Annotated in this window: 24 protein-coding genes and 1 other RNA gene; 20 read left to right on the plus strand and 5 right to left on the minus strand. The window is 44.7% G+C overall.

Annotated features, from left to right (window positions below):
- Positions 1 to 167: 167 nt before the first annotated feature.
- From rpsA to ACRD67_RS19665, 10 genes are all read left to right on the plus strand, one after another.
- Complete coding sequence (gene rpsA, locus ACRD67_RS19620) at positions 168 to 2006, plus strand: 30S ribosomal protein S1 (RefSeq protein ID WP_430968992.1); 1839 nt, start codon at positions 168 to 170, stop codon at positions 2004 to 2006.
- Positions 2007 to 2180: 174 nt separating this feature from the next.
- Positions 2181 to 2720, plus strand: coding sequence for a bifunctional pyr operon transcriptional regulator/uracil phosphoribosyltransferase PyrR (pyrR, locus tag ACRD67_RS19625; protein WP_430968993.1), 540 nt, complete (start codon positions 2181 to 2183; stop codon positions 2718 to 2720).
- 6 nt (positions 2721 to 2726) lie between these two features.
- Entirely contained in the window at positions 2727 to 3653 is a 927-nt protein-coding gene (locus ACRD67_RS19630; protein WP_430968994.1) for an aspartate carbamoyltransferase catalytic subunit, read from the plus strand.
- 7 nt (positions 3654 to 3660) lie between these two features.
- The gene (locus ACRD67_RS19635; RefSeq protein WP_430968995.1) at positions 3661 to 3993 is read left to right on the plus strand and encodes a ribonuclease Z; all 333 of its coding nucleotides are present in this window, start codon (positions 3661 to 3663) and stop codon (positions 3991 to 3993) included.
- Between the two features lie 4 nt (positions 3994 to 3997).
- Complete coding sequence (locus ACRD67_RS19640; protein WP_430968996.1) at positions 3998 to 4480, plus strand: DUF3291 domain-containing protein; 483 nt, start codon at positions 3998 to 4000, stop codon at positions 4478 to 4480.
- A gap of 409 nt (positions 4481 to 4889) precedes the next feature.
- On the plus strand, positions 4890 to 5795 hold the full coding sequence (locus ACRD67_RS19645) for a ribonuclease Z (protein ID WP_430968997.1): 906 nt from the start codon (positions 4890 to 4892) through the stop codon (positions 5793 to 5795).
- 60 nt (positions 5796 to 5855) lie between these two features.
- A complete protein-coding gene (gene pdxH, locus ACRD67_RS19650) occupies positions 5856 to 6503 on the plus strand; it encodes a pyridoxamine 5'-phosphate oxidase (RefSeq protein ID WP_430968998.1) in 648 nt (215 codons plus the stop codon).
- Positions 6504 to 6805: 302 nt separating this feature from the next.
- Positions 6806 to 7291: a SixA phosphatase family protein gene (locus tag ACRD67_RS19655; protein WP_430968999.1), complete on the plus strand. Its 486-nt coding sequence runs from the start codon at positions 6806 to 6808 to the stop codon at positions 7289 to 7291.
- Positions 7291 to 9372: a polyphosphate kinase 1 gene (gene ppk1 / locus ACRD67_RS19660; protein WP_430969000.1), complete on the plus strand. Its 2082-nt coding sequence runs from the start codon at positions 7291 to 7293 to the stop codon at positions 9370 to 9372. The genes ACRD67_RS19655 and ppk1 overlap by 1 nt, the downstream gene beginning before the upstream one ends.
- An 11-nt stretch (positions 9373 to 9383) precedes the next feature.
- Positions 9384 to 10292, plus strand: a complete 909-nt coding sequence (locus ACRD67_RS19665; RefSeq protein WP_430969001.1) for a Ppx/GppA phosphatase family protein — start codon at positions 9384 to 9386, stop codon at positions 10290 to 10292.
- A 34-nt stretch (positions 10293 to 10326) separates the two neighbouring features.
- Here ACRD67_RS19665 and ACRD67_RS19670 read toward each other — a convergent pair whose 3' ends face one another.
- A complete protein-coding gene (locus ACRD67_RS19670) occupies positions 10327 to 10908 on the minus strand; it encodes a MiaE family protein (protein ID WP_430969002.1) in 582 nt (193 codons plus the stop codon).
- Between the two features lie 205 nt (positions 10909 to 11113).
- Between ACRD67_RS19670 and ACRD67_RS19675 the strand changes: the two genes are divergently transcribed.
- Genes ACRD67_RS19675 through ACRD67_RS19705 form a run of 7 tightly spaced genes read left to right on the plus strand, consistent with a single transcriptional unit; the run spans position 11114 to position 17902 of the window.
- Positions 11114 to 11971, plus strand: a complete 858-nt coding sequence (locus ACRD67_RS19675) for an EboA domain-containing protein (protein ID WP_430969003.1) — start codon at positions 11114 to 11116, stop codon at positions 11969 to 11971.
- A gap of 2 nt (positions 11972 to 11973) precedes the next feature.
- Positions 11974 to 12885: a TatD family hydrolase gene (locus tag ACRD67_RS19680; RefSeq protein WP_430969004.1), complete on the plus strand. Its 912-nt coding sequence runs from the start codon at positions 11974 to 11976 to the stop codon at positions 12883 to 12885.
- A complete protein-coding gene (gene eboC, locus ACRD67_RS19685; protein ID WP_430969005.1) occupies positions 12886 to 13788 on the plus strand; it encodes a UbiA-like protein EboC in 903 nt (300 codons plus the stop codon).
- A gap of 10 nt (positions 13789 to 13798) precedes the next feature.
- Positions 13799 to 14971 (plus strand): 3-dehydroquinate synthase, encoded by a 1173-nt coding sequence (locus tag ACRD67_RS19690; RefSeq protein WP_430969006.1) that lies wholly within the window; start codon positions 13799 to 13801, stop codon positions 14969 to 14971.
- Position 14972: 1 nt separating this feature from the next.
- Complete coding sequence (eboE, locus tag ACRD67_RS19695) at positions 14973 to 16166, plus strand: metabolite traffic protein EboE (protein ID WP_430969007.1); 1194 nt, start codon at positions 14973 to 14975, stop codon at positions 16164 to 16166.
- Positions 16163 to 17539, plus strand: coding sequence for an alkaline phosphatase family protein (locus ACRD67_RS19700; protein WP_430969008.1), 1377 nt, complete (start codon positions 16163 to 16165; stop codon positions 17537 to 17539). Before eboE ends, ACRD67_RS19700 begins: the two co-directional genes overlap by 4 nt.
- A gap of 3 nt (positions 17540 to 17542) precedes the next feature.
- The gene (locus tag ACRD67_RS19705; protein ID WP_430969009.1) at positions 17543 to 17902 is read left to right on the plus strand and encodes a transmembrane 220 family protein; all 360 of its coding nucleotides are present in this window, start codon (positions 17543 to 17545) and stop codon (positions 17900 to 17902) included.
- On the opposite strand, the gene ACRD67_RS19710 is transcribed toward ACRD67_RS19705, so the two are convergent.
- Positions 17891 to 19714 carry a DNA polymerase III subunit gamma/tau gene (locus tag ACRD67_RS19710; protein ID WP_430969010.1) on the minus strand — a complete coding sequence of 608 codons (1824 nt, stop codon included), beginning with the start codon at positions 19712 to 19714 and terminating at the stop codon, positions 17891 to 17893. The genes ACRD67_RS19705 and ACRD67_RS19710 overlap by 12 nt on opposite strands.
- A 131-nt stretch (positions 19715 to 19845) precedes the next feature.
- Between ACRD67_RS19710 and rnpB the strand changes: the two genes are divergently transcribed.
- An RNA gene (gene rnpB / locus ACRD67_RS19715) (RNase P RNA component class A) lies at positions 19846 to 20158 on the plus strand.
- Here rnpB and ACRD67_RS19720 read toward each other — a convergent pair.
- Genes ACRD67_RS19720 through ACRD67_RS19730 form a run of 3 tightly spaced genes read right to left on the minus strand, consistent with a single transcriptional unit; the run spans position 20155 to position 22164 of the window.
- Positions 20155 to 20700, minus strand: coding sequence for an RsmD family RNA methyltransferase (locus ACRD67_RS19720; RefSeq protein WP_430969011.1), 546 nt, complete (start codon positions 20698 to 20700; stop codon positions 20155 to 20157). The two genes, rnpB and ACRD67_RS19720, sit on opposite strands and share 4 nt — an antisense overlap.
- The gene (locus ACRD67_RS19725) at positions 20700 to 21536 is read right to left on the minus strand and encodes a DUF3822 family protein (protein ID WP_430969012.1); all 837 of its coding nucleotides are present in this window, start codon (positions 21534 to 21536) and stop codon (positions 20700 to 20702) included. Before ACRD67_RS19725 ends, ACRD67_RS19720 begins: the two co-directional genes overlap by 1 nt.
- Positions 21511 to 22164: a hypothetical protein gene (locus ACRD67_RS19730; protein WP_430969013.1), complete on the minus strand. Its 654-nt coding sequence runs from the start codon at positions 22162 to 22164 to the stop codon at positions 21511 to 21513. Before ACRD67_RS19730 ends, ACRD67_RS19725 begins: the two co-directional genes overlap by 26 nt.
- Before the next feature lie 258 nt (positions 22165 to 22422).
- Between ACRD67_RS19730 and ACRD67_RS19735 the strand changes: the two genes are divergently transcribed.
- Together ACRD67_RS19735 and ACRD67_RS19740 are read left to right on the plus strand one after the other, a co-directional pair.
- Positions 22423 to 23862 carry an ATP-dependent DNA helicase gene (locus ACRD67_RS19735; protein WP_430969014.1) on the plus strand — a complete coding sequence of 480 codons (1440 nt, stop codon included), beginning with the start codon at positions 22423 to 22425 and terminating at the stop codon, positions 23860 to 23862.
- 26 nt (positions 23863 to 23888) lie between these two features.
- The gene (locus ACRD67_RS19740; RefSeq protein WP_430969015.1) at positions 23889 to 24467 is read left to right on the plus strand and encodes a DUF4126 domain-containing protein; all 579 of its coding nucleotides are present in this window, start codon (positions 23889 to 23891) and stop codon (positions 24465 to 24467) included.
- The last annotated feature ends 5 nt before the right edge of the window (positions 24468 to 24472 follow it).

Below are 24472 nucleotides of genomic sequence, written 5' to 3' on the forward strand. Positions count from 1 at the left end.
CAAGCTTCTGGGGATTAGGTTTGTAAAACCATTTATTAATTGTATTTTTGCACTCCTTTTTGACAAAATTTCAAGAGGAAAAGGGAGGTATAAAACGAAAACCATAATCCTTCCAAGGTAATTGTTTAACTCTTGTAACACCTTGGGATACAAATTTAAATCAGCAAATGGCTGAAGAAAAAACAACAGCTCCGGCAGAAGAAGTTACCGAAGCTAAACAAGAAACAAAAGTAGAAGCCCCTGCACAGGACCCTAAAGAGTTTTTGGAAAGTTTTGATTGGGAAAAGTACGAGCAGGGAATTGAGCGCGTTGAAGATTCCAAACTAAAGGAGTTCGAGACCTTGGTCGCAGAAAATTTCGTGGATACCGCCGATGAGGAGGTTGTAGAAGGTACCGTGGTGTACCTTACCGATCGGGAAGCTATCATTGATATCAATGCGAAGTCCGAAGGTGTCATTTCCTTGAACGAGTTCCGCTACAATCCGGACTTGAAGGTTGGTGACAAGGTAGAGGTGTTGATAGACATACGCGAAGATAAAAGCGGACAATTGGTATTGTCCCACAGAAAAGCCAGGACCATTATGGCCTGGGATAGGGTAAATGCCGCCCATGACAAGGAAGAGGTAGTGACCGGTTTCGTAAAATGTAGGACCAAGGGAGGAATGATCGTTGATGTTTTTGGCATCGAGGCCTTCTTGCCAGGTTCCCAAATTGATGTGAAACCTATTCGCGACTACGATCAGTACGTTGGGAAGACTATGGAGTTCAAAGTGGTAAAGATCAACCACGAGTTTAAGAACGTTGTTGTTTCCCATAAAGCCTTGATCGAAGCGGATATCGAAGAACAGAAGAAAGAGATCATCAGTCAGCTCGAAAAGGGACAAGTACTGGAAGGGGTTGTAAAAAATATTACCTCTTACGGGGTGTTTATCGACCTTGGAGGTGTAGACGGATTGGTACATATCACCGACCTGTCCTGGAGCAGGATCAATCACCCGAACGAAGTGGTGGAATTGGATCAAAAATTGAACGTGGTCATCCTGGATTTTGATGACAACAAATCACGGATCCAATTGGGTCTAAAACAATTGTCCAAACATCCTTGGGATGCCTTGAGCGAAGAGATCAAGATAGGCGATAAGGTGAAAGGCAAAGTAGTGGTCATTGCCGATTACGGTGCATTTATTGAAGTAGCCGAAGGCGTTGAGGGATTGATCCACGTTTCGGAAATGTCCTGGTCTACCCACTTGCGTTCCGCGCAGGACTTTGTTAAGGTAGGCGATGCCGTAGAAGCCGTAGTGCTCACCTTGGATCGTGAAGACAGAAAAATGTCCTTGGGCATCAAGCAATTGACCCCGGATCCTTGGACCGATATTACTACCAAATACCCTGTAGGTTCCAGACACAAAGGTATCGTAAGGAACTTCACCAATTTTGGCGTATTTGTAGAACTGGAGGAAGGAATAGACGGATTGATCTATATCTCCGACCTTTCCTGGACCAAAAAAGTGAAGCACCCGTCCGAATTTGTGACGGTGGGCGATACTTTGGAAGTTGAGGTATTGGAACTCGATGTTGACGGTCGCAAATTAAGCTTGGGCCACAAGCAGACCACAGAGAACCCATGGGACAAGTACGAGAAAGAATTTGCCCTGGGTACCGTGCACAAAGCTGCTATCACTGAGATTGTAGATAAAGGTGCAACCATAGATTTTAATGATGATATCACTGCTTTTGTTCCACAGCGTCATTTGGAAAAAGAGGATGGCAAAAAATTGGGCAAAGGTGAGGAAGCAGAATTTAAGATCATTGAATTCAACAAGGAGTTTAAGCGTGTAGTGGCTAGCCATACCGCAATCTTTAGGGAAGAAGAGCAACGTAATGTAAGGGCAGCGGCCAAAAAAGCCAAAGCCAGTGCTGACGAGGCCAAACCCACATTGGGGGATGCCAATGAAAAATTGCAGGCCTTAAAGGACAAAATGGAAGCCGATTCCAAGAAGAAGTAAGCTTTCTGCAATAAACAAGGAAAAGCCCTGGCCTCTGGTCGGGGCTTTTTTGTTGGCCCCACAGAACGTTGGGTCCAATTTTTAACCTTTACAGCTTCGGATGTCCAATATGTCCAAAGAAGTTTGGGGAGAAATCCCTATTTTTGTACTGCAAAAGTGTTGGGCACCTAACCTATGAGTCAAAAAGTACTGCTTTCCTCAAAAGAGATACACATTATACTACACCGCTTGGCCTGTCAACTTTTGGAAAATCATTTGGATTTCAAGGATACGGTACTTGTGGGCCTACAGCCCCGTGGCATCTTTTTGGCCGAAAGACTCACCAAAATACTAAAGGAGGAATACGGCGTAAAGGAAATAAATCTGGGATTTTTGGACATTACCTTTTACAGGGACGATTTTCGTCGGGGAGAAAAGACCCTGGAGGCCAACACGACGCGGATCGATTTTTTGGTAGATGATAAAAAAGTGGTCTTTATAGATGATGTCCTGTACACCGGAAGAAGCATCCGGGCGGCCCTCACGGCCATCCAATCCTTCGGAAGACCTAAGGAAATAGAATTGTTGACCTTGATCGATAGGCGTTTTAGCAGACATTTGCCCATACAACCCAACTATCGAGGAAGGCAGGTAGATGCAATCAATGAGGAGAAAGTGAAAGTGATGTGGGAAGAAAATGATGGACAGGATCTGATATATTTGGTAAGTAAATAAGCAAGAATGAGCGAATTAAGTGTAAAGCACTTGTTGGGAATCAAATACCTTACAAAAAAGGATATTCAGCTTATTTTTGAAACGGCAGATCATTTTAAGGAGGTCATCAATAGATCCATCAAGAAAGTACCCTCCCTACGCGATATTACCATTGCCAATATCTTCTTTGAGAACAGCACCCGAACCAAGCTTTCCTTTGAGTTGGCCGAGAAACGTCTGTCCGCGGATGTCATCAATTTTTCGGCGGCACAATCTTCGGTAAAAAAAGGGGAAACCCTTATAGATACGGTGAACAACATCCTGTCCATGAAGGTAGATATGGTGGTCATGCGCCATCCCAACCCCGGAGCAGGGATCTTTTTGTCCGAACATATAAAGGCGGCGATCATCAACGCGGGCGATGGTGCACATGAACACCCCACCCAGGCCCTTTTGGATTCTTTTTCGATCCGGGAGAAATTGGGCGATGTGGGTGGCAAAAATGTGGTAATCGTAGGGGACATTCTGCACTCAAGGGTGGCGCTCTCCAATATTTTTGCCCTAAAACTGCAGGGTGCACAGGTTAAGGTGTGCGGCCCTAGGACCTTGATTCCCAAACATATTGAATCCCTGGGCATTGGAGTGGAGACCGATCTGAGAAAGGCCTTGAACTGGTGCGATGTGGCCAATATGTTACGCATACAGAACGAAAGGATGGACATTAGCTATTTTCCCACTACGCGTGAGTATACGCAGCAGTATGGTATCAACAAGGAAGTACTTAACAGCTTGGATAAGGAAATAGTGATCATGCATCCCGGACCCATTAACCGTGGCGTGGAAATAACCAGCGATGTGGCAGATTCTGACCAGTCCATTATACTGAACCAGGTTGAGAACGGAGTGGCCATTCGCATGGCTGTGATATACTTATTGGCTTCAAAAATAAAATAGACGGCGTATGATTTTTGACAAAGAAGGTACTACCACCATAGTTTTCCAAGAGGATATTTCATTACGGCAATTCTTGGAAAACCTGAACAAGGCGTATCCCAAATTAAAGAATGACAATATTATTGTAAACCTTTTTTCCTTTTCCCGATTTACTGCCGGGGATGTACTGGAGTTCCTGGAACTGTCCAATACCCATAGGGGTTCAGGGAAATCGTTTGTATTAGTCACCAATAAGGTGTCTTTCGACGAGGTTCCCGATGAGGTCTGTGTGGTACCCACGGTACGGGAGGCTAAGGACATTATAGAAATGGAAGAAATAGAACGGGATCTGGATCTGTAACTTTATGGAGGAATATCAATTGGCTCAAATTAATATTGCAAGGGCGCTTGCACCCATGGACAGTCCGGTAATGGCCGATTTTGTCAATAACCTGGACCGGATCAATGCCTTGGCCGAACAAAGTGAGGGCTTTGTATGGCGCTTGCAGGATGAAAATAACAATGCCACCGCTATCCAAGCCTTCGAAGATGATTTTATCATCGTCAACATGTCGGTCTGGACCTCTATGGAAGATTTGTTCAATTTTACGTACAAATCCGACCACGTGGCCATTTTTACAAGAAGAAAGGAGTGGTTTAGTGCTATGCAGGAAATGCACATGGCATTCTGGTATATTAAAAAAGGAACCATACCCACGGTAGCCGAGGCGAAACTTAGGCTAAGTTACCTCAATACGCACGGCGAGACCCCATATGCGTTTACTTTTAAGGGCAAGTTTACCCCAGAGGACCTCAGAGACTACACGCCACAAACCTTAAACAGTTAGCAGTGGGCAGTTGGCAGTGTTGGGTTTTATGTGTTGAGTGATGAACGATGAATTGGCAATGCGCTCGGCGCTAGGCGTATGGCGCGATGTATTTTATCCGGCAGTTAACAATGAACAATAAGCAATGAACAATAAACAATGCCCAAGCTTGAATCTGAAACCAGAAACCTATAACAGTAGGCAGTTGGCAGTGAACAACAGGCAGCAGGGCTGGGTAATGGTGCCATAGATTCCTCGCAGGCTCGGAATGACAAATCAATGCGTATTGTCATTCAGAGCGTAGCGCAGCGAAGCGAAGAATCTCGAACCTTTAAACATGGGCAGTGAACAATAAGCAATAAAAAATGACCCGTTCTTAAACCTTAAACCAGAAACCTTGAACCTCTAACCCTAAACCAGGAACCAACATATGAAATTACACATCCTGGGTTGTTATGCCGCTACACCACGTACCCTAACGAACCCCACAGCACAGATCCTTGAACTGAAGGGACAGCTTTTTTTGATAGACTGCGGGGAGGGCACACAGGTACAACTGCGCAAGAGCAAGCTAAAATTTTCCAAGATAGACCACATATTTATTTCCCATTTGCACGGCGACCATTTTTTTGGCCTGCCCGGTCTTATTTCCACTTTTAGGTTATTGGGAAGGAAGAAGGAATTGCATATCTATGGCCCAAAGGGTATCAAAGGGGCCATAACCCTGCTTTTGAAGTTAGGGGACTCATGGACCGATTATCCTTTGATCTTCCACGAAATGACCTCAAAAAAACCAGAACGCATCTTGGAGGACGACAAACTTACCGTTACTACCATTCCTTTGAAGCACAGGGTATATACCAATGGCTTCCTGTTCCGCGAAAAAGTGGGCCCTCGTAAGTTAAACCTGGCCGAGGTACAACGATATGGAATAGGCAAGTACAACTATAATGGCATCAAAAATGGGGACGACATAACATTGGACGACGGTACCCTGATACCGAACGCGGAGCTCACCTTGGACCCGCCAAAACCAAAGAGCTATGCCTATTGCAGCGACACGGGCCATGCCCCCGAAATTGTGCCAATGATTAAAAATGTGGATGTCCTCTATCACGAATCTACCTTTTTGGATTCGGAGGCCCATTTGTCCACAAAAACAAAGCATTCCACCGCCAAAGAGGCCGCTTCCATAGCCAAGGCGGCGGGGGTGGGGCAATTGATTCTGGGCCATTATTCCACACGCTACAAATCCATTTACCTTTTTAAGGAGGAAGCCCAAGAAATTTTTGATAGGGTGGAACTGTCGGATGATGGAAAAGTGTTCGAGTTTTGATGTGCGCAATTTGCCATCTTTTGCCCAACTTTGTTTATCTTGTTTTTGAATTGATGTAAAATGCAAAAGGACCTAGGAAACTATAGGAAAACGTATACCAAAAGCGCGCTTAGTGAGGATTCCATTTCCGATAATCCCATGGAGCTTTTTCAGCGATGGTTCTATGAGGTGGAAGCTTCCGAGGGCGTGGATGAACCCAATGCGATGACGCTTTCCACCATGGGTTTGGACGGTTTTCCAAAAAACAGGGTAGTCCTGCTAAAAAAATACACCTTTGAGGGCTTTATTTTTTACACCAACTACGAAAGTGAAAAGGGGAAGGCCATAGCCAAGAACCCCAATGTATGCCTTTCTTTTTTTTGGCCCAATATGGAACGGCAAATTATCATAAAAGGGAAGGTCGAAAAAATAGCGGCTAATTTGTCCGATGGGTATTTTGAATCGAGGCCGGAAGGCAGTAAATTGGGCGCTATCGTGTCCGACCAAAGTGCCGTGATCCAATCTCGCGAGGAATTGGAAGAAGGCCTGCGAAAACTGGAAAAGGAATATGAGGGCAAGGAAATAGAAAGACCAAACTTTTGGGGCGGATATATCGTTAAACCAGTTTCCCTAGAGTTCTGGCAGGGCAGACCCAATAGGCTGCATGACAGAATACGGTATAACCTACAAGCGGATTACAACTGGAAAATAGAACGTTTGGCACCGTAGGCATCAATGAACAATTAGCAATAATCAATGATCAATAAACAATGCCCAACCTTGAACCTGAAACTTATAACAGTAGGCAGTAGGCAGTAGACAGTAAGCAGTAGGTAATGGTACCAGAGATTCCTCGCAGGCTCGGAATGACAAATCAATGTGCATTGTCATTCAGAGATGAGCGCAGCGAAGCGAAGAATCTCGAACCTTTAAACGTGGACCATTGACGGTTAGCAGTAAACAATGAACAATTAGCAATAAAAAATGGTAGGTTCTTAAACCAGAAACCCACAGACCATCAACTAGCAATAATGAAGCGATTAATTTTAGTACGGCACGGAAAGTCCTCTTGGGAGTATCAAGTCAATGACAAGGATAGGCCCCTGAAAGAAAGGGGAATTCGGGATGGCCATTTGGTACTTTCAGAATTTAAATCTCTGGGCGTACTTCCCGATGCCATTTTTTCCAGCCCTGCCAACAGGGCACTGCACACCTGTATGATCTTTTTACGTGGACTCGATTTCCCCTTTACTTCCTTTCAGCTTACCGATTTCCTGTACGATTTTTCAGGGGAGAGCGTCTTTACCTTCGTGACCAATTTGGACGACACCCTGGATACGGTAATGTTATTTGGGCACAATTATGCCTTTACCAATGTGGCCAATACCTATGGCAGTACCTCCATAGACAATGTTCCCACCTCTGGCCTGGTACAGATAAATTTCAATATTGACCACTGGAAAGATGCAGATAAGGGCATCACCAAACATACCCTTTTCCCAAAACAACTTAGATAATGAAGAAAGTCAAAAACCAATACATTAATAGGGAAATTAGCTGGTTGCGCTTTAATGAAAGGGTATTGCAGGAAAGTGCGGACAAAAAGGTCCCTCTCATAGAACGCATTCGGTTTCTCGGCATATTTTCCAATAACTTGGACGAGTTTTTCAAGGTGCGCTATGCCACGGTAAAGCGGATTGTTGACGCGGGGAAGTCGGGCAAGCGCGTGTTGGGAGGGGAAACGGCAAAAGATCTGTTGGAAGAAATCACCAAAATCGTTATTAAGCAACAGGCCGAAAGCTTGGAGGTTCTAGGAGATATTGAACGGGAACTGGAGGCCCAGAATATTTTTATGATCAATGAAACCGAAATCTCCGAGGAGCAGGCCGAATTTGCGAAGAATTATTTTGCGCAAAAGGTGAGCCCTGTCCTAATGACGATTATTTTAAATGACCTTACGCGCTTTCCTACCTTAAATGATACCGCGGCCTACCTGGCTGTAAAAATAGTATTGAAAACGGAGGATGGTTCCCCGCCGGAACCGTCAAAGGAATTGCGCTATGCCCTCATAGAGATTCCAAAGGGGATAGACCGTTTCGTGGTGTTTCCCAAGGAAGGCGACAAAAATCACATCATCGTACTGGACGATTTGATCCGGTACTCGCTGGATAGCATCTTCAATATGTTCGATTACAAGTCCATCTCGGCCCATATGATCAAGATTACCCGGGATGCCGAACTCGATATGGACAACGATCTGAGTAAAAGTTTTATCGAAAAGATATCCAGCAGTGTGGAGCACCGCAAGATCAGCAACCCTGTCCGCTTTGTTTATGACAAGAGCATAGCAAGGGATACGCTTCAATTTCTCAAGGAGAAAATGCATATAGCGGATACGGATAGCGTTATTCCCGGCGGGCGTTATCACAATAGAAGGGACTATATGGGCTTTCCCAGTCTGGGCAGGGAAGATTTGATGTATAAAAAGATCACCGCACTTCCCGTCAAAGGCTTCAATTTGGAGGGCAGCGTCTTGGAACAGATTTCCCAGCGCGATTATTTGCAGTACACCCCTTATCATACCTTTTCCTATGTCATAAAATTTTTGAGGGAAGCAGCCTTGGATCCCAAGGTGAAAAGTATCAAGATTACCGTATATCGCTTGGCCAACAATTCGCAGGTGGCGGCTTCCTTGATCAATGCCGCAAAGAATGGAAAACAGGTTACGGTGCAGATAGAGTTGCAGGCCCGCTTTGATGAACAGGCTAACATTCAATATGCGGAGCAACTACAGGCAGAGGGAATCCGATTGATCTTTGGGGTACCGGGCCTTAAGGTACACAGCAAAATTTGCCTGATCGAACGGGAAGAAGATAAAGGACTTAGGAGATATGGTTTTGTAAGCACGGGCAATTTTAATGAATCCACGGCCAAAATTTACACAGATTACACCTTGTTTACGGCAAATGACAAAATCCTGAAGGAATTGAACAAGGTGTTCGATTTCTTTGAAACCACCTATAAGATCAAAAAATACAAACATCTTATCGTCTCTCCCCACTATACCAGCAATGTATTCGAAAAATTGATGGAAAACGAAATTGCCAATGCCATTGTGGGCAAGGAGGCCTTTATTAGGATAAAAATGAACAGCCTGACCTCATACAAAATGGTAGACAAATTGTATGAGGCCAGTAGGGCAGGGGTTAAGGTTCAATTGATCGTCAGGGGCGTTTGCTGCTTAATTCCGGGAGTGGAGGACATGAGCGAGAATATTGAGGCCATTAGCGTGGTGGACAAGTTTCTGGAGCACCCCAGAGTATTTATCTTTGGGAACGATCAGGACCCGAAAGTATATATCTCATCTGCCGATTGGATGACACGTAACCTGGACTACCGGGTGGAGGTAGGCTGTCCTATTTATGATCCGGAGATAAAACAGGAGTTGATCGAAACCTTTGAGATCTCATGGAACGATAATGTAAAGGCCAGGGTCTTTACGGAAAAACAGGACAATGCTTACCGAAAAAACGACAAATTTAAGGTAAGGTCCCAGTTTGCCACGTATGACTACTACCTACAAAAGTTAAATTCCTAAACCGTATTGTTTTGAAGGTCAGAAAATTTGCGGCTATAGATATCGGTTCCAATGCCATCCGACTTTTGATCCAGAATGTGCTGGAAGAGGGCAAACAGGAACCGAAATTCCGTAAAAGTGCACTGATCCGCATTCCCGTTAGGTTGGGAGAGGATGCCTTTACAAAAGGTAAAATATTGGATTACCATACGGAACGCATGGTGAAGACCATGAAGGCATTTAAACTATTAATGGAAGTTCACGGGGTGGAAAAATACATGGCCTGTGCCACCTCCGCTATGCGCGAGGCGTCCAATGGCTCGGAGATTATTGAAAGAATCCACCAGGAGAGCGGAATCCGGATCGTCATTATAGATGGAAAACAGGAGGCCACTATTATTGCCTCAACGGATTTGAAAGAACTGATTGAAAGAGATCGGGCCTATTTGTATATAGATGTGGGCGGCGGAAGTACGGAATTTACGGTTTTCACAAGGGGCAAAATACGGGTATCAAAATCCTTTAAGATAGGCACGGTGCGCCTTCTGAACGAAATGGTCGCCGATGCTACTTGGGAACAATTGGAAGATTGGATAGCCCAACATACCGTTGATCTGTCCCCAATATCCATAATTGGGTCCGGAGGCAACATCAACAAACTGCACAAGATGTCCGGGAGAAAGGAAGGGGAGCCCTTGTCCTATATCTGGTTAAACGCACAATACCGATTTTTGGAAAGTATGAGCTACGAGGACAGACTGTTGGAATTGGGCCTTAATCCCGATCGGGCAGATGTTATCATTCCCGCAGCACGGATCTATTTATCGGCCGCCAAATGGAGTGGGGCAAAAAAGATCCATGTGCCCAAAATAGGCCTATCGGACGGCATGATCAAAACCTTGTACCACTTTGGTGATGGCTGGTTGAACAAAACCCAATAATATCCCAGACCTGGCACCCTCTGTTATAGTAGGACTACCCGTGTATGGTCTCTTTTTTTCCCAGGTCTTTCATGATTGTAGCCTCATACACCAGAAGCTCTTGCCATTTTTTATCGACCTCTTCGCGATTACCATATTTTCTGGCAAAGGCCAGGAACATGGTATAATGATTGGCCTCACTTACCATGAGGTCGCGATAGAAGGTGGCCAGTTCCTGATCTTGGATGTTTTCTGAAAGCAATCTGAAACGTTCGCAACTCCTCGCCTCGATTAGCGCTGCGTACAACAGTTTGTGGACCAAATGCGTATTTCGGCTACCACCTTTGGGAAAGAACTTCATGAGTTGCAGCACGTAGGCATCCTTGCGTTCCCTACCCAAGGTCCAGCCACGGGCTATAATCCTGTCATGGACCATTTTGAAATGGGCCATTTCCTCTCGGGCCAAGGCCGTCATTTCCTGTACCAGTTCGGATTTTTCCGGAAACCCAATAATCAAGGAAATGGCCGTACTTGCCGCTTTCTGCTCACAGTAGGCATGATCTGTAAGGATTTCCTCAATATTCTTTTCCACAATATTTACCCAACGTGGGTCTGTGGGTAGTTTTAAGCCTAGCATTGCCCTGTTTTTGGGCAAAAATAGAAAGAATGTAACTAAGGTCATAATGCAGAGCTCGCACTTTATGATAATTCTAGGTACATATGTCGAAGTTTTGTGCATTTCAATAAGAATTAGTTTTATTTTTATATCCTTATCGTGGATTGTATAAGAATGCAGGATTCCCGAACAATCAAGAATAATTTCTAAGTTTATAAGTGCTGCCATGCGATTGGAAAATGTACGTACACAGTTGGCCACAATTGTAGAGAGTGGTCTGGACAATGACACTAAAATTTGGTTCCGTGATAAGATCGAGAAGATCATTGAGGAAGAATCTGCTCGGGAGTTGTATCTAACCTATAGTTTAATAGCATCCAAGGTAGACCGGAGTACCGCACTTGCTTTGGACAACAGCGACTCCGATTTACTGGAATACCTAAAAGTTCAACGCGGTAATATGCAGCAAGTGGCCAGGATTTACCTCTTGGCCGAGGTCTTAGGGCATAATGAGGCATTTTTTGCCCCAAAGGTGGCCAATATCATTCAAGTGGCGGATACCGAGGAACTGATTGCACTGCTCAAATTTCTGGTCCTGCTACCCAATGCCCAAAACTATAAAAGCACCGCGGTGGAGGCCTTAAGAACCAACATCGCAACCGTTTTTAATGCCATCGCTTTAAAAAACCCTTATCCTGCCCTATATTTTAATGATCAGGAATGGAACCAGATGTATCTAAAAGCGGCTTTTATGCAACAGAACTTGCAGGACATTGTTGCTATCGATAAAAGGGCCAATAGCGAACTTGCCCGGATCATATCGGACTATGCGCACGAACGCTGGGCCGCATCAAGGGATATTGACCCTTATTTTTGGCGCCCGGTCGGCGCTTTTTTGAACGAGGTACTCTTGCAGGACATGGAACGTTTATTGAAGAGCCATAACCCTGTGGAGAACATGGCGGGAGTACTTTGCTGTAGCGATTCGGACAAACCGGAAGCCAAAGTATTGATCAAAAGATATCCCCATTTGGTAACACGGATTCGGGACAAACAACTAACTTGGGAGACTTTAAAGAATTGAGTATGGAAAACAAAATGATGTTCATTGACCCTCATGTACATATGACCTCGCGAACGACGGATGATTATGAGGCCATGGCCCAAGCAGGAATAGTTGCCCTTATTGAACCTTCATTTTGGTTGGGCCAACCGCGTACCCAAGTGGGTTCTTTTCAGGATTATTACAGTAGTCTGGTAGGCTGGGAGCCCTTTAGGGCCAGTCAGTTCGGAATACGGCATTATTGCACCATTGGCCTAAATTCCAAAGAGGCCAATAATGAGGCCTTGGCGGAACAGGTCATTGAACTCTTGCCCCTATATATGCATAAAGAAAACGTAGTTGCCATTGGGGAAATTGGCTATGACGATCAAACCCCCGCAGAGGATAAATACTTTAGGATTCAGTTGGAAATGGCTAAGGAACTCAATATGGTAGTCCAGGTACATACCCCCCATAGGGATAAAAAAGCAGGAACGCTTCGGAGTATGGAAGTCTGCTTGGAGCACGGCCTGGACCCTTCCATGGTCATTATTGATCATAACAATGAAGAAACGGTGAAAGACGTACTCGATAGAGGTTTTATAGCCGCCTTTACGATATATCCAAAAACCAAAATGGGCAATGAACGTATGGTTGCCGTGGTCAAGAAATACGGGAGCGATAACATCATTGTGGACAGTTCCGCAGATTGGGGAGTGAGCGATCCCCTGGCCGTTCCAAAAACTGCCAATTTAATGATCAATAGTGGCATTCCCAGGATCGATGTGGTAAAAACATGTTATCAAAACGCCCTGGATGCTTTTGGCAAAAATGGCAAAATGAAGGAATCCGATTGGTTGCAACCCAAGGGGGTAGACCAGACCAAACTGTTTAACGATAATAGTGTACTAAGAGGCCAGCAGCCCAAAGTGGTGGATCCCGATAAAATAACGTAAATGAACGCGGTTTTCAAGGGGTATTTAAGACTTGCCCGTCCGGCCAATCTTCCAACGGCAATGGCCGATATTTTGGCAGGTTCGGCGATTGCAGGAGCCTATGGCTCAAGCTTCGATTTTTCTTCAATTGGCCCGGACATTCCATTAAAACTGGTATTTTTGATAGCTTCTTCGGTTTGTCTATATGCTGCAGGGGTCGTGTTGAACGATGTATTCGATGCGAAAATTGATCGAAAGGAACGCCCTGAAAGGCCTATCCCCAGTGGACTTGTTTCTGTAAAAGCGGCCTCTTTTTATGGGCTTTCCCTACTTTTAGCAGGGATATTGCTGGCCTTTTGGGTAAACGTCCTTTGTGGCACTTTGGCCGTTATACTAGCACTGGCCATAGTGCTCTATGATTCTTTTTCTAAAAAGTACGCCCTTCTAGGGCCGATCAATATGGGCATCTGCAGGGGATTGAACTTATTACTGGGAATGGGTATTTTTGGAACCCTGATCCATTGGTCATATGCTGGAATTCCCTTGGTCTACATTGCTGCAATAACCCTTATAAGTAGGGGAGAAGTGCATGGAAACAATAAGAGGCACATTATTTTGGCCGGTGTTTTATACGCCATCGTGATTTTAGCAGTTATGGTGTTAGCGTTTCAGAATACGAGTAATATGTTGGAAGTTATTCCCTTTTTGACCCTTTTTGCCATTTTGGTCTATGGACCGTTATGGAGGGCTTACCAAAACAATTCTCCTGGAAACATAAAACAGGCGGTAATATCGGGAGTTCTGGCCTTAATAGTACTTGATGCGGCCATTGCGGTAGGTTTTTCCAATTTGCTTTTGGCCGGTTTAATTGTTTTGTTGCTGCCGTTGTCCATGTTACTTTCTAAACTGTTTGCCGTTACCTAACCCATTTGACATGAAACCATTTTCACCTATAGAGCAGTCCTTTAAAATAGCGTTTAACTATAAACTACATTTCACTGAAAGTTTGTTTTCCGTAAAGAACGCCATGTTCAAGGATATTGTAATGGGATACCGGTCTGGGACAAGGGTAAAAGTAGTTTTTGTTGTGGATGATGGGGTTGAGGAACATCATCCAAGTATTTTGGGCGATATAAGTAGCTATTGCAAAACACATAGTGAAACCTTAGAACTCACAACACTGCTCACTGTTCCGGGAGGGGAGACCAGCAAGAACGATCACGGGAATGTAGATAGGGTCCTGAAGGCTATAAATGATAACCATATTTGCAGACATTCCTTTGTGGTGGTCATAGGGGGTGGTGCTGTTATTGATATGGCCGGATATGCCGCTGCCATTGCACATAGGGGCATAAAACTGATCCGTATTCCTACAACGGTCCTATCGCAAAATGATGCGGCGGTAGGGGTAAAGAATGGAATTAACACCTTTGGAAAGAAAAACTTTTTGGGGACATTTGCCCCACCTTATGCCATAATAAACGACCTTCGTTTTTTGACTACCTTGGAACGCCGGGATTGGATTGCCGGTATCTCGGAAGCGGTTAAGGTTGCCCTGATAAAGGACAGCAACTTTTTTGACTATATCGAACAAAATGCCGCTAAGCTTCGGGACAGGGATATGGAATGTATGCAATACCTGATTTATAGATGTGCCCAAATTCATATGCAGCATATCGCAGAAGGGGGAGACCCCTTTGAAAATGGATCTTCCAGGCCCCTTGATTTTGGACATTGGGCGGCACATAAGTTAGAGGATATGACCGCTTACGGCATACGACATGGGGAAGCGGTGGCCATAGGTATGGTCTTGGACATGACCTATGCGTTCCTTATGGGGTTAATTGAAAAAGCTGTGCTGCTTCGGGCCATTACGGTCTTGGAGCAAGTGGGCTTTGACCTTAGACTACCTTTAAAGAGCACTAAGGAAATAGACAAGCTGTTAGCGGGCATAGAGGAGTTTAGGGAACACTTGGGCGGACAACTTACCATTACCCTGATTTCAGGCATTGGAGAAAAGCACGATGTCCATGAGATAGACCTCCCCAAAATGAGGGAGGCGGTGAATATGCAAAACAATCTTGCCCAACTTGGGGCGCACGGCTAAAATGATAGTAAACAATTTGTATCACCTTACCTATTGTACCAATATTCACCCGGGTGATGATTGGCGACAGACCTTTGAAAGTTTAGAACAATATGTTTTAGAGGTAAAAAGCAAAGTTTCGCCCAGTGCTCCTTTTGGCATCGGCCTGCGCTTGTCCAACAAGGCCAGCGAAGAACTGGGACAAGGCGACAATTTGATGGATTTCAAGGCCTGGTTGGTGGAAAATCAGCTATACGTCTTCACCATGAATGGCTTTCCCTATGGTAATTTCCACAAGGAACCGGTAAAGGATATGGTTCACGCACCGGATTGGACCACGGACGAAAGGGTGCAATACACCCAGCGGTTGTTTGACCAACTGGCACTTTTGGTGCCTGAGGGGCTATCTGGGGGAATCTCTACCTCTCCTATAAGTTATAGACATTGGCATGCAAATACCACCGAAACGGAAGAAGTTCTCAAAAAAGGGGCAGCCAACCTGGCCAAAATTGTTGCGCACTTACATCAAATAGAAAGGGATACGGGAAGGTACCTGCATTTGGATATAGAACCGGAACCGGACGGTCTATTGGAAAATAGTGATGAAGTGGTGCATTTTTTTGAAAAGTATCTGTTGCCCATAGCCAAGGAAAGCATGAAAGCCGGGGAAGCTGTGGTAGAGAACCTTGTACACCGCCATATCAATGTATGTTATGATATTTGCCATTTTTCCTTGGCCTATGAAGAACCGGAGGTCAGTTTTCGGAAGTTTGGGAATGCAGGCATCCAAGTGGGGAAGATACAGGTGAGTTCAGCATTAAAGATTATTTTTAACGAAGCGGATAGCGAACAAATATGGGAAGCATTGGCCCTTTTCAATGAACCTACCTACCTGCACCAGGTAACGGAAAAAAATGGGGATACGGTAAGGACCTATGGCGACCTGCCCCTGGTTTTAAAGGATAAAAAGGACTTTTCGGAATTGAGGGCACATTTTCATGTCCCTATTTTTCTAGAGCGATTCGAAAAGCTGTTTGCTACGCAAGATCAAATAATAAAAGTGGTGAAATACCTAAAGAGCCATAAGGTTTCGGAACACTTGGAAATTGAGACCTATACCTGGGACGTGCTCCCGGCAGCCTTGAAAACCAATCTTTCGGACAGCATAGTCAGGGAAATGGATTGGTTTAAAAATACACTTTTAGCGTATAGATGAAGAAAACCGTGGTGATTAATGTGGTGGGGCTTACACATCGACTTATCGGTGAACATACCCCGTTCATAACATCTTTTCTTAACCAGGGAAAAGCATGCACGATCAGCCCGGTACTGCCGGCTGTTACCTGCACGGCACAGGCTACCTACCTAACAGGGAAATGGCCCTCTGCCCACGGCATAGTAGGAAATGGGTGGTATTTTAAGGAAGAATGCGAGACAAAGTTTTGGCGACAGTCCAACAAATTGGTCCAAAGCGATAAATTGTGGGACAAGCTAAAAGCACAGGATGCGGATTTCACCTGTGCCAATCTTTTTTGGTGGTACAATATGTATTCTACCGTGGACTACAGCGTAACGCCCAGGCCCAACTACCTGGCCGATGGAAGAAAAATACCGGACGTCTATTCCTACCCTTCCCAGCTCAGGGATCAATTACAAGAGGAATTGGGTACTTTTCCCTTGTTCCATTTTTGGGGACCAAAGACCTCCATTAAGTCCAGCAAGTGGATTGCGGATGCGGCTATACGGACCGATAGGTATCACAATCCGACCCTTAGTCTGGTCTACCTTCCCCATTTGGACTACAATCTACAGCGATACGGCAATACCTTTGATGGCATCGGCAAGGACCTTAGGGAAATAGATGGGGTGGTGCAACAATTAATAGCACATTACGAACAACAGCAGGCCCATATTGTGCTGCTTTCCGAATATGGGATAACGAACGTGGACCACCCTGTACACCTCAATAGAATATTAAGATCTGAAGGATACCTGTCCATACGGGAAGAACGCGGATTGGAACTCTTGGATATGGGCGCGAGCAAGGCATTTGCCGTAGCCGACCATCAAATAGCACATATCTATCTGAACGACCAATCGATCAAACCACAGCTCAAGGCCCAATTGGAGAAGATTCCCGGAGTGGACCGGGTTCTGGATGATGCGGGGATAGCCGAAGCCAAACTAAGCCATGACAGATGCGGTGACCTGTTGGTGGTGGCAGATGCAAACTCTTGGTTTACTTATTATTACTGGTTGGAGGATAAGAAAGCGCCTGATTTTGCAAGAACGGTGGATATCCATAAAAAGCCAGGCTATGATCCTGTTGAAATGTTCACCGATCCCAAGGACAAACTGGTGATGCCCAAAGTGATGCTGAAGTTGGCCAAAAAGAAATTGGGTTTTAGAACGGTGATGGACATCATCCCTCTCAACGCCTCACTTATCAGGGGATCTCATGGACGAGTGCCCGAAAGGGAGGAAGATTATCCCGTACTGATCAGCAATAACCCAGCATTGCTAACACAGCCTAAGGTAGAGGCTACCGAGGTTTTTACTATTTTGGAAAATCATGTTTTAAACAAATAACCGATGAAAACTTTCTTTAAAATTCTAGCTATTTTTTTTAGCGGCGTATTCCTTTGGGCCGCCTACGTACAGTATAATGATCCCGATGCATGGCTATGGTATGTCATATATGGATTGGCGGCTTTGGCCTCTGTCCTGTTTTTACTGGGAAAATTAAGGTATTGGATTGCCGCTTCCCTTGTTGTGGCCTACCTTTTCGGGGCATTTTTCATATGGCCGGAAAACTTCCAGGGTGTTCGCATTGGCCAAGGGGATATTGTAAATATAGAGCGTGGAAGAGAGGCTTTGGGATTGCTTATCGTTTCGGGCGTCATGCTACTCTACGCGCTTAGGATCAAGTATGCGGGAAAATTAAAGGTCTAGGTCAAATTCCTTTCTAAGAAGGTCTATGGCCGGATTCTTTTCCCTCAGCTTTTCATACTTTTCTTCCGGGGTAAAGGCAAACTTCTTTGCGGTTTCCTCGTTCACCGTAATTTTTAAATTGATAAAATGATTGTCGAGCTTCTGTTTTAGATAGGTTAAAAGGTGATAACGTTCCCCTTCAATTTCCTTTTTCATCGTGCCATTGGGCAATTCGATCCAAATCGTATGCTCGTTCTGCAGTTTTGGGACATCCGTATTGAGGTTGGACGCTAATATTTTTTGCCCCTTTTGATCAATTTCACGCACAAAATCTGCCCAGTGGCGCTGCATATCCGCTTCGGTGAAGGACGATTTTGGAAGGGTGGCCTCGTCTATGGTCTCGTCCTTTTTGCTGAGTTCGTGTTTTTTCTTTGCCTTTAGACTGGATATGGAAAGTGCCGAGACCCTTTTGGACTGAATATCCAATTTAATTTTTTCCGCCACAGGTGGTGTGGTTGCCACGGGTTTTACCGGTGTGGCCGTAATGGCTTCCGAAAGGGTTTCCCCTTGGTCTTGCGATACTGTGAGGTCATGAGGCTCCGTTTCCTGGAGGGGTTCAATGTGCTTTTGAGGGGCATCCTGAGGTGGAGCAACCGCATCCACAATAGGTACTTCCTTGTTTTTCACAAGGGGGGCAGTCTTAAAAAATGAAGCCGGAACCAAGGCATCTTTGCCTTTATCAAAAGTGGTTAGCGGCTTAGGATTTTTTTTTTCCCCATCGAAATCGATGGATGCCAGTTTCATCAAGGCAAGTTCTACCAAAAGCCTGTGGTTCTTGCTCGTCTTATATTTTAGGTCGCTGTCATTTGCGATATCTATGGCTTTGAGCAAGAAGGTATTAGATGCCTTCTTGGACTGTTCCAAATAGTTTTTCTTGGCTTCTTCGCCTACCTCCAAAAGTGAAATGGTATCCTGGTGTTGACATACCATAAGATCCCTGAAATGCGACGCCAATCCCGAAATAAAGTGATGTCCGTCGAACCCTTGGGCCAAGGTATGGTTCAATAAGAGCAATAAGGAGGGGATATTGTGCTCCAATATCAGATCAGTAGCCTTAAAATACGTATCGTAATCCAATACGTTCAGGTTTTCCGTTACTGCCTTGCGACTAAGTTTTTTACCCGAAAAGCTTACCACTCGGTCAAAAATGGAAAGCGCGTCCCTCATGGCACCATCTGCCTTTTGTGCAATGATATGAAGGGCATCGTCATCAGCCTCAACCCCCTGGTTTTCGGCAATATATTTCAAATATTGGGCCGTATCCTTCACCGTTATCCTTTTAAAATCAAAGATTTGGCAACGAGACAGTATGGTCGGGATAATTTTGTGCTTTTCCGTAGTGGCCAGAATAAAAATGGCATGTTTAGGAGGTTCCTCCAGGGTCTTCAGAAAGGCGTTGAAGGCAGATTGGGACAACATATGTACCTCATCTATAATGTACACCTTATACCGGCCTACCTGTGGCGGTATACGCACCTGATCGATAAGACTACGGATATCGTCCACAGAATTGTTGGAAGCGGCATCGAGTTCAAAGATGTTGAATGCAAAATCTTCGTTGGAGGATTCTCCACCTTCCTCATTGATTTTTTTTGCCAAAATCCGTGCGCATGTGGTCTTACCTACCCCACGGGGCCCACAAAAGAGCAATGCCTGGGCAAGATGGTCATTTTCTATCGCATTGAGCAGGGTATTGGTAATGGCCTGTTGTCCCACAACATCCTTAAAGGTCTGAGGTCTGTATTTCCGGGCCGATACTACAAAAGGTTCCAATGACTATAAGGGTTTAATGATGCCAACGTTGTAATATACAAATATAGAAATCGAGCTATATTATCTCCCGTATTCTACCTGTTTTAATCTTTTTTTATCAACAATTCCGGGGCTATTGCATTACCTTTGTGGTAGCAGGTCACCTTATCGCTCCAACGGTTACCGTTGGGGAGGAAAGTCCGGACACCATAGTGCAGCATAGCGGGTAATTCCCGTCTCCCCGTGCAAACGGGGAAGGACCAGTGCAACAGAAAGCAAGTACAGGTAATGCTGTAGTGAAATCAGGTAAACTCTATGCGGTGCAACGCCAAATAAATCAGTGCTTAAGGGTTGCACGCCCAAGCTGAAGGGTAGGCGGTTAGAGCCTTTGGGCAACCAAAGGCCCAGATAAATGATAAGGAGGTCCCAGACCTTACAGAATCCGGCTTATGGCCTGCTTTTTATATATCGGTAGCGGTAAAGAAACTAAAAATACTTCCTCCATATTTTCGCTGGTGCGAAAAGTTCCTTAGTTGGGATAGGGCTGTGTGTTTGGAATGTTCCAGTATCAAAACGCCATGTTCCTTTAACAGCCCGTTTGTGAAGATCAATTCCGGGATTTTTGCAAAATCTTCTACGGACATGTCATATGGAGGATCCGCAAAAATGATGTCGGCCTGTACCGGTACCCGCTGCAAATAGGTAAAAACATCACTTTTAACCGTTGCTATATTGAAGCTGTTGGCTTGCGATGTTTGCTCAATAAACTTGATGCACTTCGCATTGGCATCCACGGCAACGATGTCCTCGGTTCCCCGCGAGGCAAATTCGTAACTGATGTTGCCGGTACCTGAAAAGAGGTCCAAAACGGAAATTTCATCAAAGTAATAGCCGTTGTTCAAAATATTAAAAAGGGCTTCTTTGGCCATGTCTGTTGTGGGACGTACGGGCAATCCTTTGGGGGCGTTTATGCGCTTGCCTTTATATTTGCCTGAAATAATACGCATTAGAGGGCATTTAGGACCGCAAAGTCTATGGGTTCCTCCTCAGTTTCTTCCCGGTGATAGGAGGTCGTTGCGGGCACAAAGATGGAAATGTTTTTTATGTACTCGGCGCAAATGGAATAACGTTCGTCCGCCTCGTCAATATTACCAAAGAGTCGGAGTTTTACGGTCTCTGTAGCTAATTTTAACTGTTCTAGGGAAAAGAGCAGATAATAGATAAAATCTTCCTTGGTGCTATAGTCAAAACTGTTGTAGAGAAGGAGTCTTTTCTGGGAAAGAACAACAATTTCCATATGATGTTCCGATACATGCACGTAACAGATCGCTTGTTCACTGTTGTTCCCGTGGGAATTTAGTAGGGCCTGCACAAGTACAGTGCCATTGTGCCTGAACTCAAATTCTCCAAAAAGCTCGTAAATGTAATTATTAATGTTTACGAAAGGCACATAAACGTTCATCATGTCATAGCTTTCAATCTCGTCGTAAGCGATATGGTCGTTTGCCAAGATTTTGGCATTGAACTTTAGATAGTTGGCCAATTCTTTTTCATCGAAAAGCGCTTTGGGTACCAAGCTGAACAGATTGTTCTTGTGTATGACCACGACTTCTGAAAAGAACATCTCGGCAAGCCCGTGTGTTTCAAAAAGTGCGGTAAGACTTTTTTGCACGTCGTAAGGTGTTTGCTCCTCCCCAAATACAACATTTTCCGAGGTCAAAATCGTATTGCCTATGGTATCGAGCACACAAAAAGAAAGTCCATTCAAGCCGACTTGAATGGACAATTTATGATAATCTTTTGTAGACTCCTCTAAGCTACTGTCTGTCTTCTTTTTTGTCATATATAGGGGGCCAGTTACCATTGGTACTTACATCGGTCAAAGAACCGACCCTTATTTCAGTTCCATTGACTTCTTCCACGCTTGCATGCGCATTTTCAGCTGCCAAGAGATCTTGAGGTTGGTCATACAAAACAATATTCTTCTTCACCTTTGCTTCAAAAACAGGGGCCTTGTAACCGCTCTTGTCAATAATATCTGCACTCATTTCAAACTTTTCCCCATTTTGGGCATAGGGAACGTTCATCATGCTCTTGTAACGATCGTCGTTCTTGAATAGGGAATCCTTGACAGACACAAAGCCCAAGGTATCAACGAGGGTAACCTCTTTCAATAAATCGATTTGATACGTTTCGTCAAACTCCATAAAAGAAGAATCCCGCTGCTGGGTAATGGTGTACCTACCTGTATCCACAAAACTTACTAAACTCTTAAAATCATTGGCAAACTTTCCATTTACGGTCTTATAGGCCTCTTGGGAATTACCAATGTCCTTCAATACTGCAATTACCTTAGAATACCGCTCTTGTTTAATTTTTTTAAATTCAATAGGGGCGTTCACGGATTTGTAGATTAGATATCCCAATCCAATACATACTATCCAAAGTGCAATTTGTATTATGGTCTTCATTTTATACGTGTTAATTAAATTTAGTGGTTATCACAAATCTACAATTTTTTTGGAAACTGCCTAATATTTTATACGTGGATTTTGTGGATGATATCTTTGTCGTCATTTTGTGCAAACTACTGTGGCAATGGGGGTTTGAGCCTGTTTTACTAGTTGAGTGCGCTCATTTCCATACCTAAAAAGGCCGTGGACGTCCCTGGAAAGTTTCTTTGCGCCAAACGGTTTCCACCCAAAAATCATGACTATCTTTGGGCTCCTATGGACTTACAGACGGCCGCATCCTTTTATAAAATTTTGAAAGACAAGTTTCCACATGAACCTACTGCGAAACAAGAGGTTGCGCTGCAAAAGCTTTCCGATTTTGTGCTTTCGGAAAAAAAGGATGGAATATTTTTGCTAAAAGGATTTGCAGGAACTGGAAAAACAACCCTTATCGGTACTCTGGTAACCAACCTGTGGAAGACCACGATGAAGGCGGTCCTGATGGCCCCTACGGGGAGGGCTGCCAAAGTAATGTCCAATTATTCCAGTACACAGGCCTTTACCATTCACAGAAAGATTTATTTTCCCAAAAAGGAGCGCGGGGGAGGGGTACGTTTTGTACTGGCACCGAACAAGCACAGGAATACCATTTTTATTGTGGATGAGGCCTCGATGATACCGGATACCCCAGCAGATTCCAAACTGTTCGAGAACGGTTCCTTATTGGACGACCTGCTCATGTACGTATATGCGGGCCATAATTGTAAACTGATCTTAATAGGCGATACAGCGCAGTTACCCCCGGTACGATTGGATTTGAGTCCGGCCCTTGAGGAGAGCACCTTGGCCTTGAACTACAATAAGGAGGTAGAACGCCTGGAATTGGATGAAGTAGTGCGGCAGGCCGAGGATTCCGGTATACTCGTTAACGCCACCAGTCTCCGGGAACAAATACAGGGGGCGTATTTTGAAGGATTCAAATTCCAGGTAGGCCCTTACCACGACATCGTGCGGCTTGTGGACGGCCATGATATTCAGGAAGCTATTGAACAAGCCTACAGCCAGAATGGAAAGGAGGAGACGTCCTTCATTGTACGTTCCAACAAAAGGGCCAATCTCTATAATGAGAATATCAGAAGTAGGATCCTTTACCTGGAAAATGAGTTGTCTGTAGGAGATTATATGATGGTAGTGAAGAACAACTATTTTTGGCTAAAACCCAATTCGGAAGCTGGATTCATTGCCAATGGGGACATTATTGAGGTTCTTGAAATATTCGCTATCAAGGAACTCTATAGCTTTAAATTCGCCAAGGTAAAGGTCAAAATGGTGGATTACCCCAACCAACGGCCCTTTGAGACCGTATTACTGCTAGATACCATAAAGGCAGAAACACCATCCTTGTCCTATGAGGATGGAAACCGATTATATCAGGAGGTAATGAAGGATTATGAGCAGGAGAAATCCAAATACAAGAAGTTTCTGGCGGTAAAGAACAACCCCTATTTCAATGCGCTTCAGGTAAAATTCTCCTATGCGATTACCTGCCATAAATCGCAGGGCGGGCAATGGCATACTGTCTTTGTGGAGCAGCCGTATTTGCCCAACGGGGTAGACAAGGAATATTTAAGATGGCTGTATACTGCCGTGACACGAGCCAAGAATCAACTCTACCTGATAGGGTTTAAGAACGATTTTTTTCTTGATCAGGAATAGCCTAATTTAGTATTAAAGATAGTGTAATGACGTCTGAAACCGTGATAAGCATATTTTTGGGCATTGGGCTGGCAGCCTCTGTTGGTTTTAGGGTTTTCCTACCTTTATTCGCCCTGAGCCTAGCGGCTTATTTTGATGTATGGGAGCTGAACCAAAGCTGGGAATGGATAGGAAGCTTGGCAGCCTTGATCGTACTTGGCGTAGCCACTGTGGTGGAAATATTTGCCTATTTCATTCCTTGGGTAGATAATCTTCTGGACAGTATTGCTGTGCCCCTGGCCGCTATAGCCGGTACGGCGGTCATGGTCTCTACCGTAGCCAATTTGGACCCCCTTGTTACCTGGTCCTTGGCGATTATCGCGGGAGGCGGAACGGCAACGGCTATAAAAGGAGCCGGAGCTGCCGGGAGGGTGGCATCCACTGCCACCACTGGCGGATTGGCCAATCCTCTAGTGTCTACCGTGGAAACGGGAACAGCAGCGGTGGTATCCACAGCGGCCATTTTTGCGCCTGCACTTGCCGCCATCTTGGTCATTGTGATCTTAGTCGTTATTTTCAGAATTTACCGGAAGCTTAGACCAAAAAAACATAAATATAATCCCTAGCAGTC

It is taken from the genome of Eudoraea algarum, from assembly GCF_050589645.1.
Classification (GTDB): Bacteria; Bacteroidota; Bacteroidia; order Flavobacteriales; family Flavobacteriaceae; genus JBNGOQ01.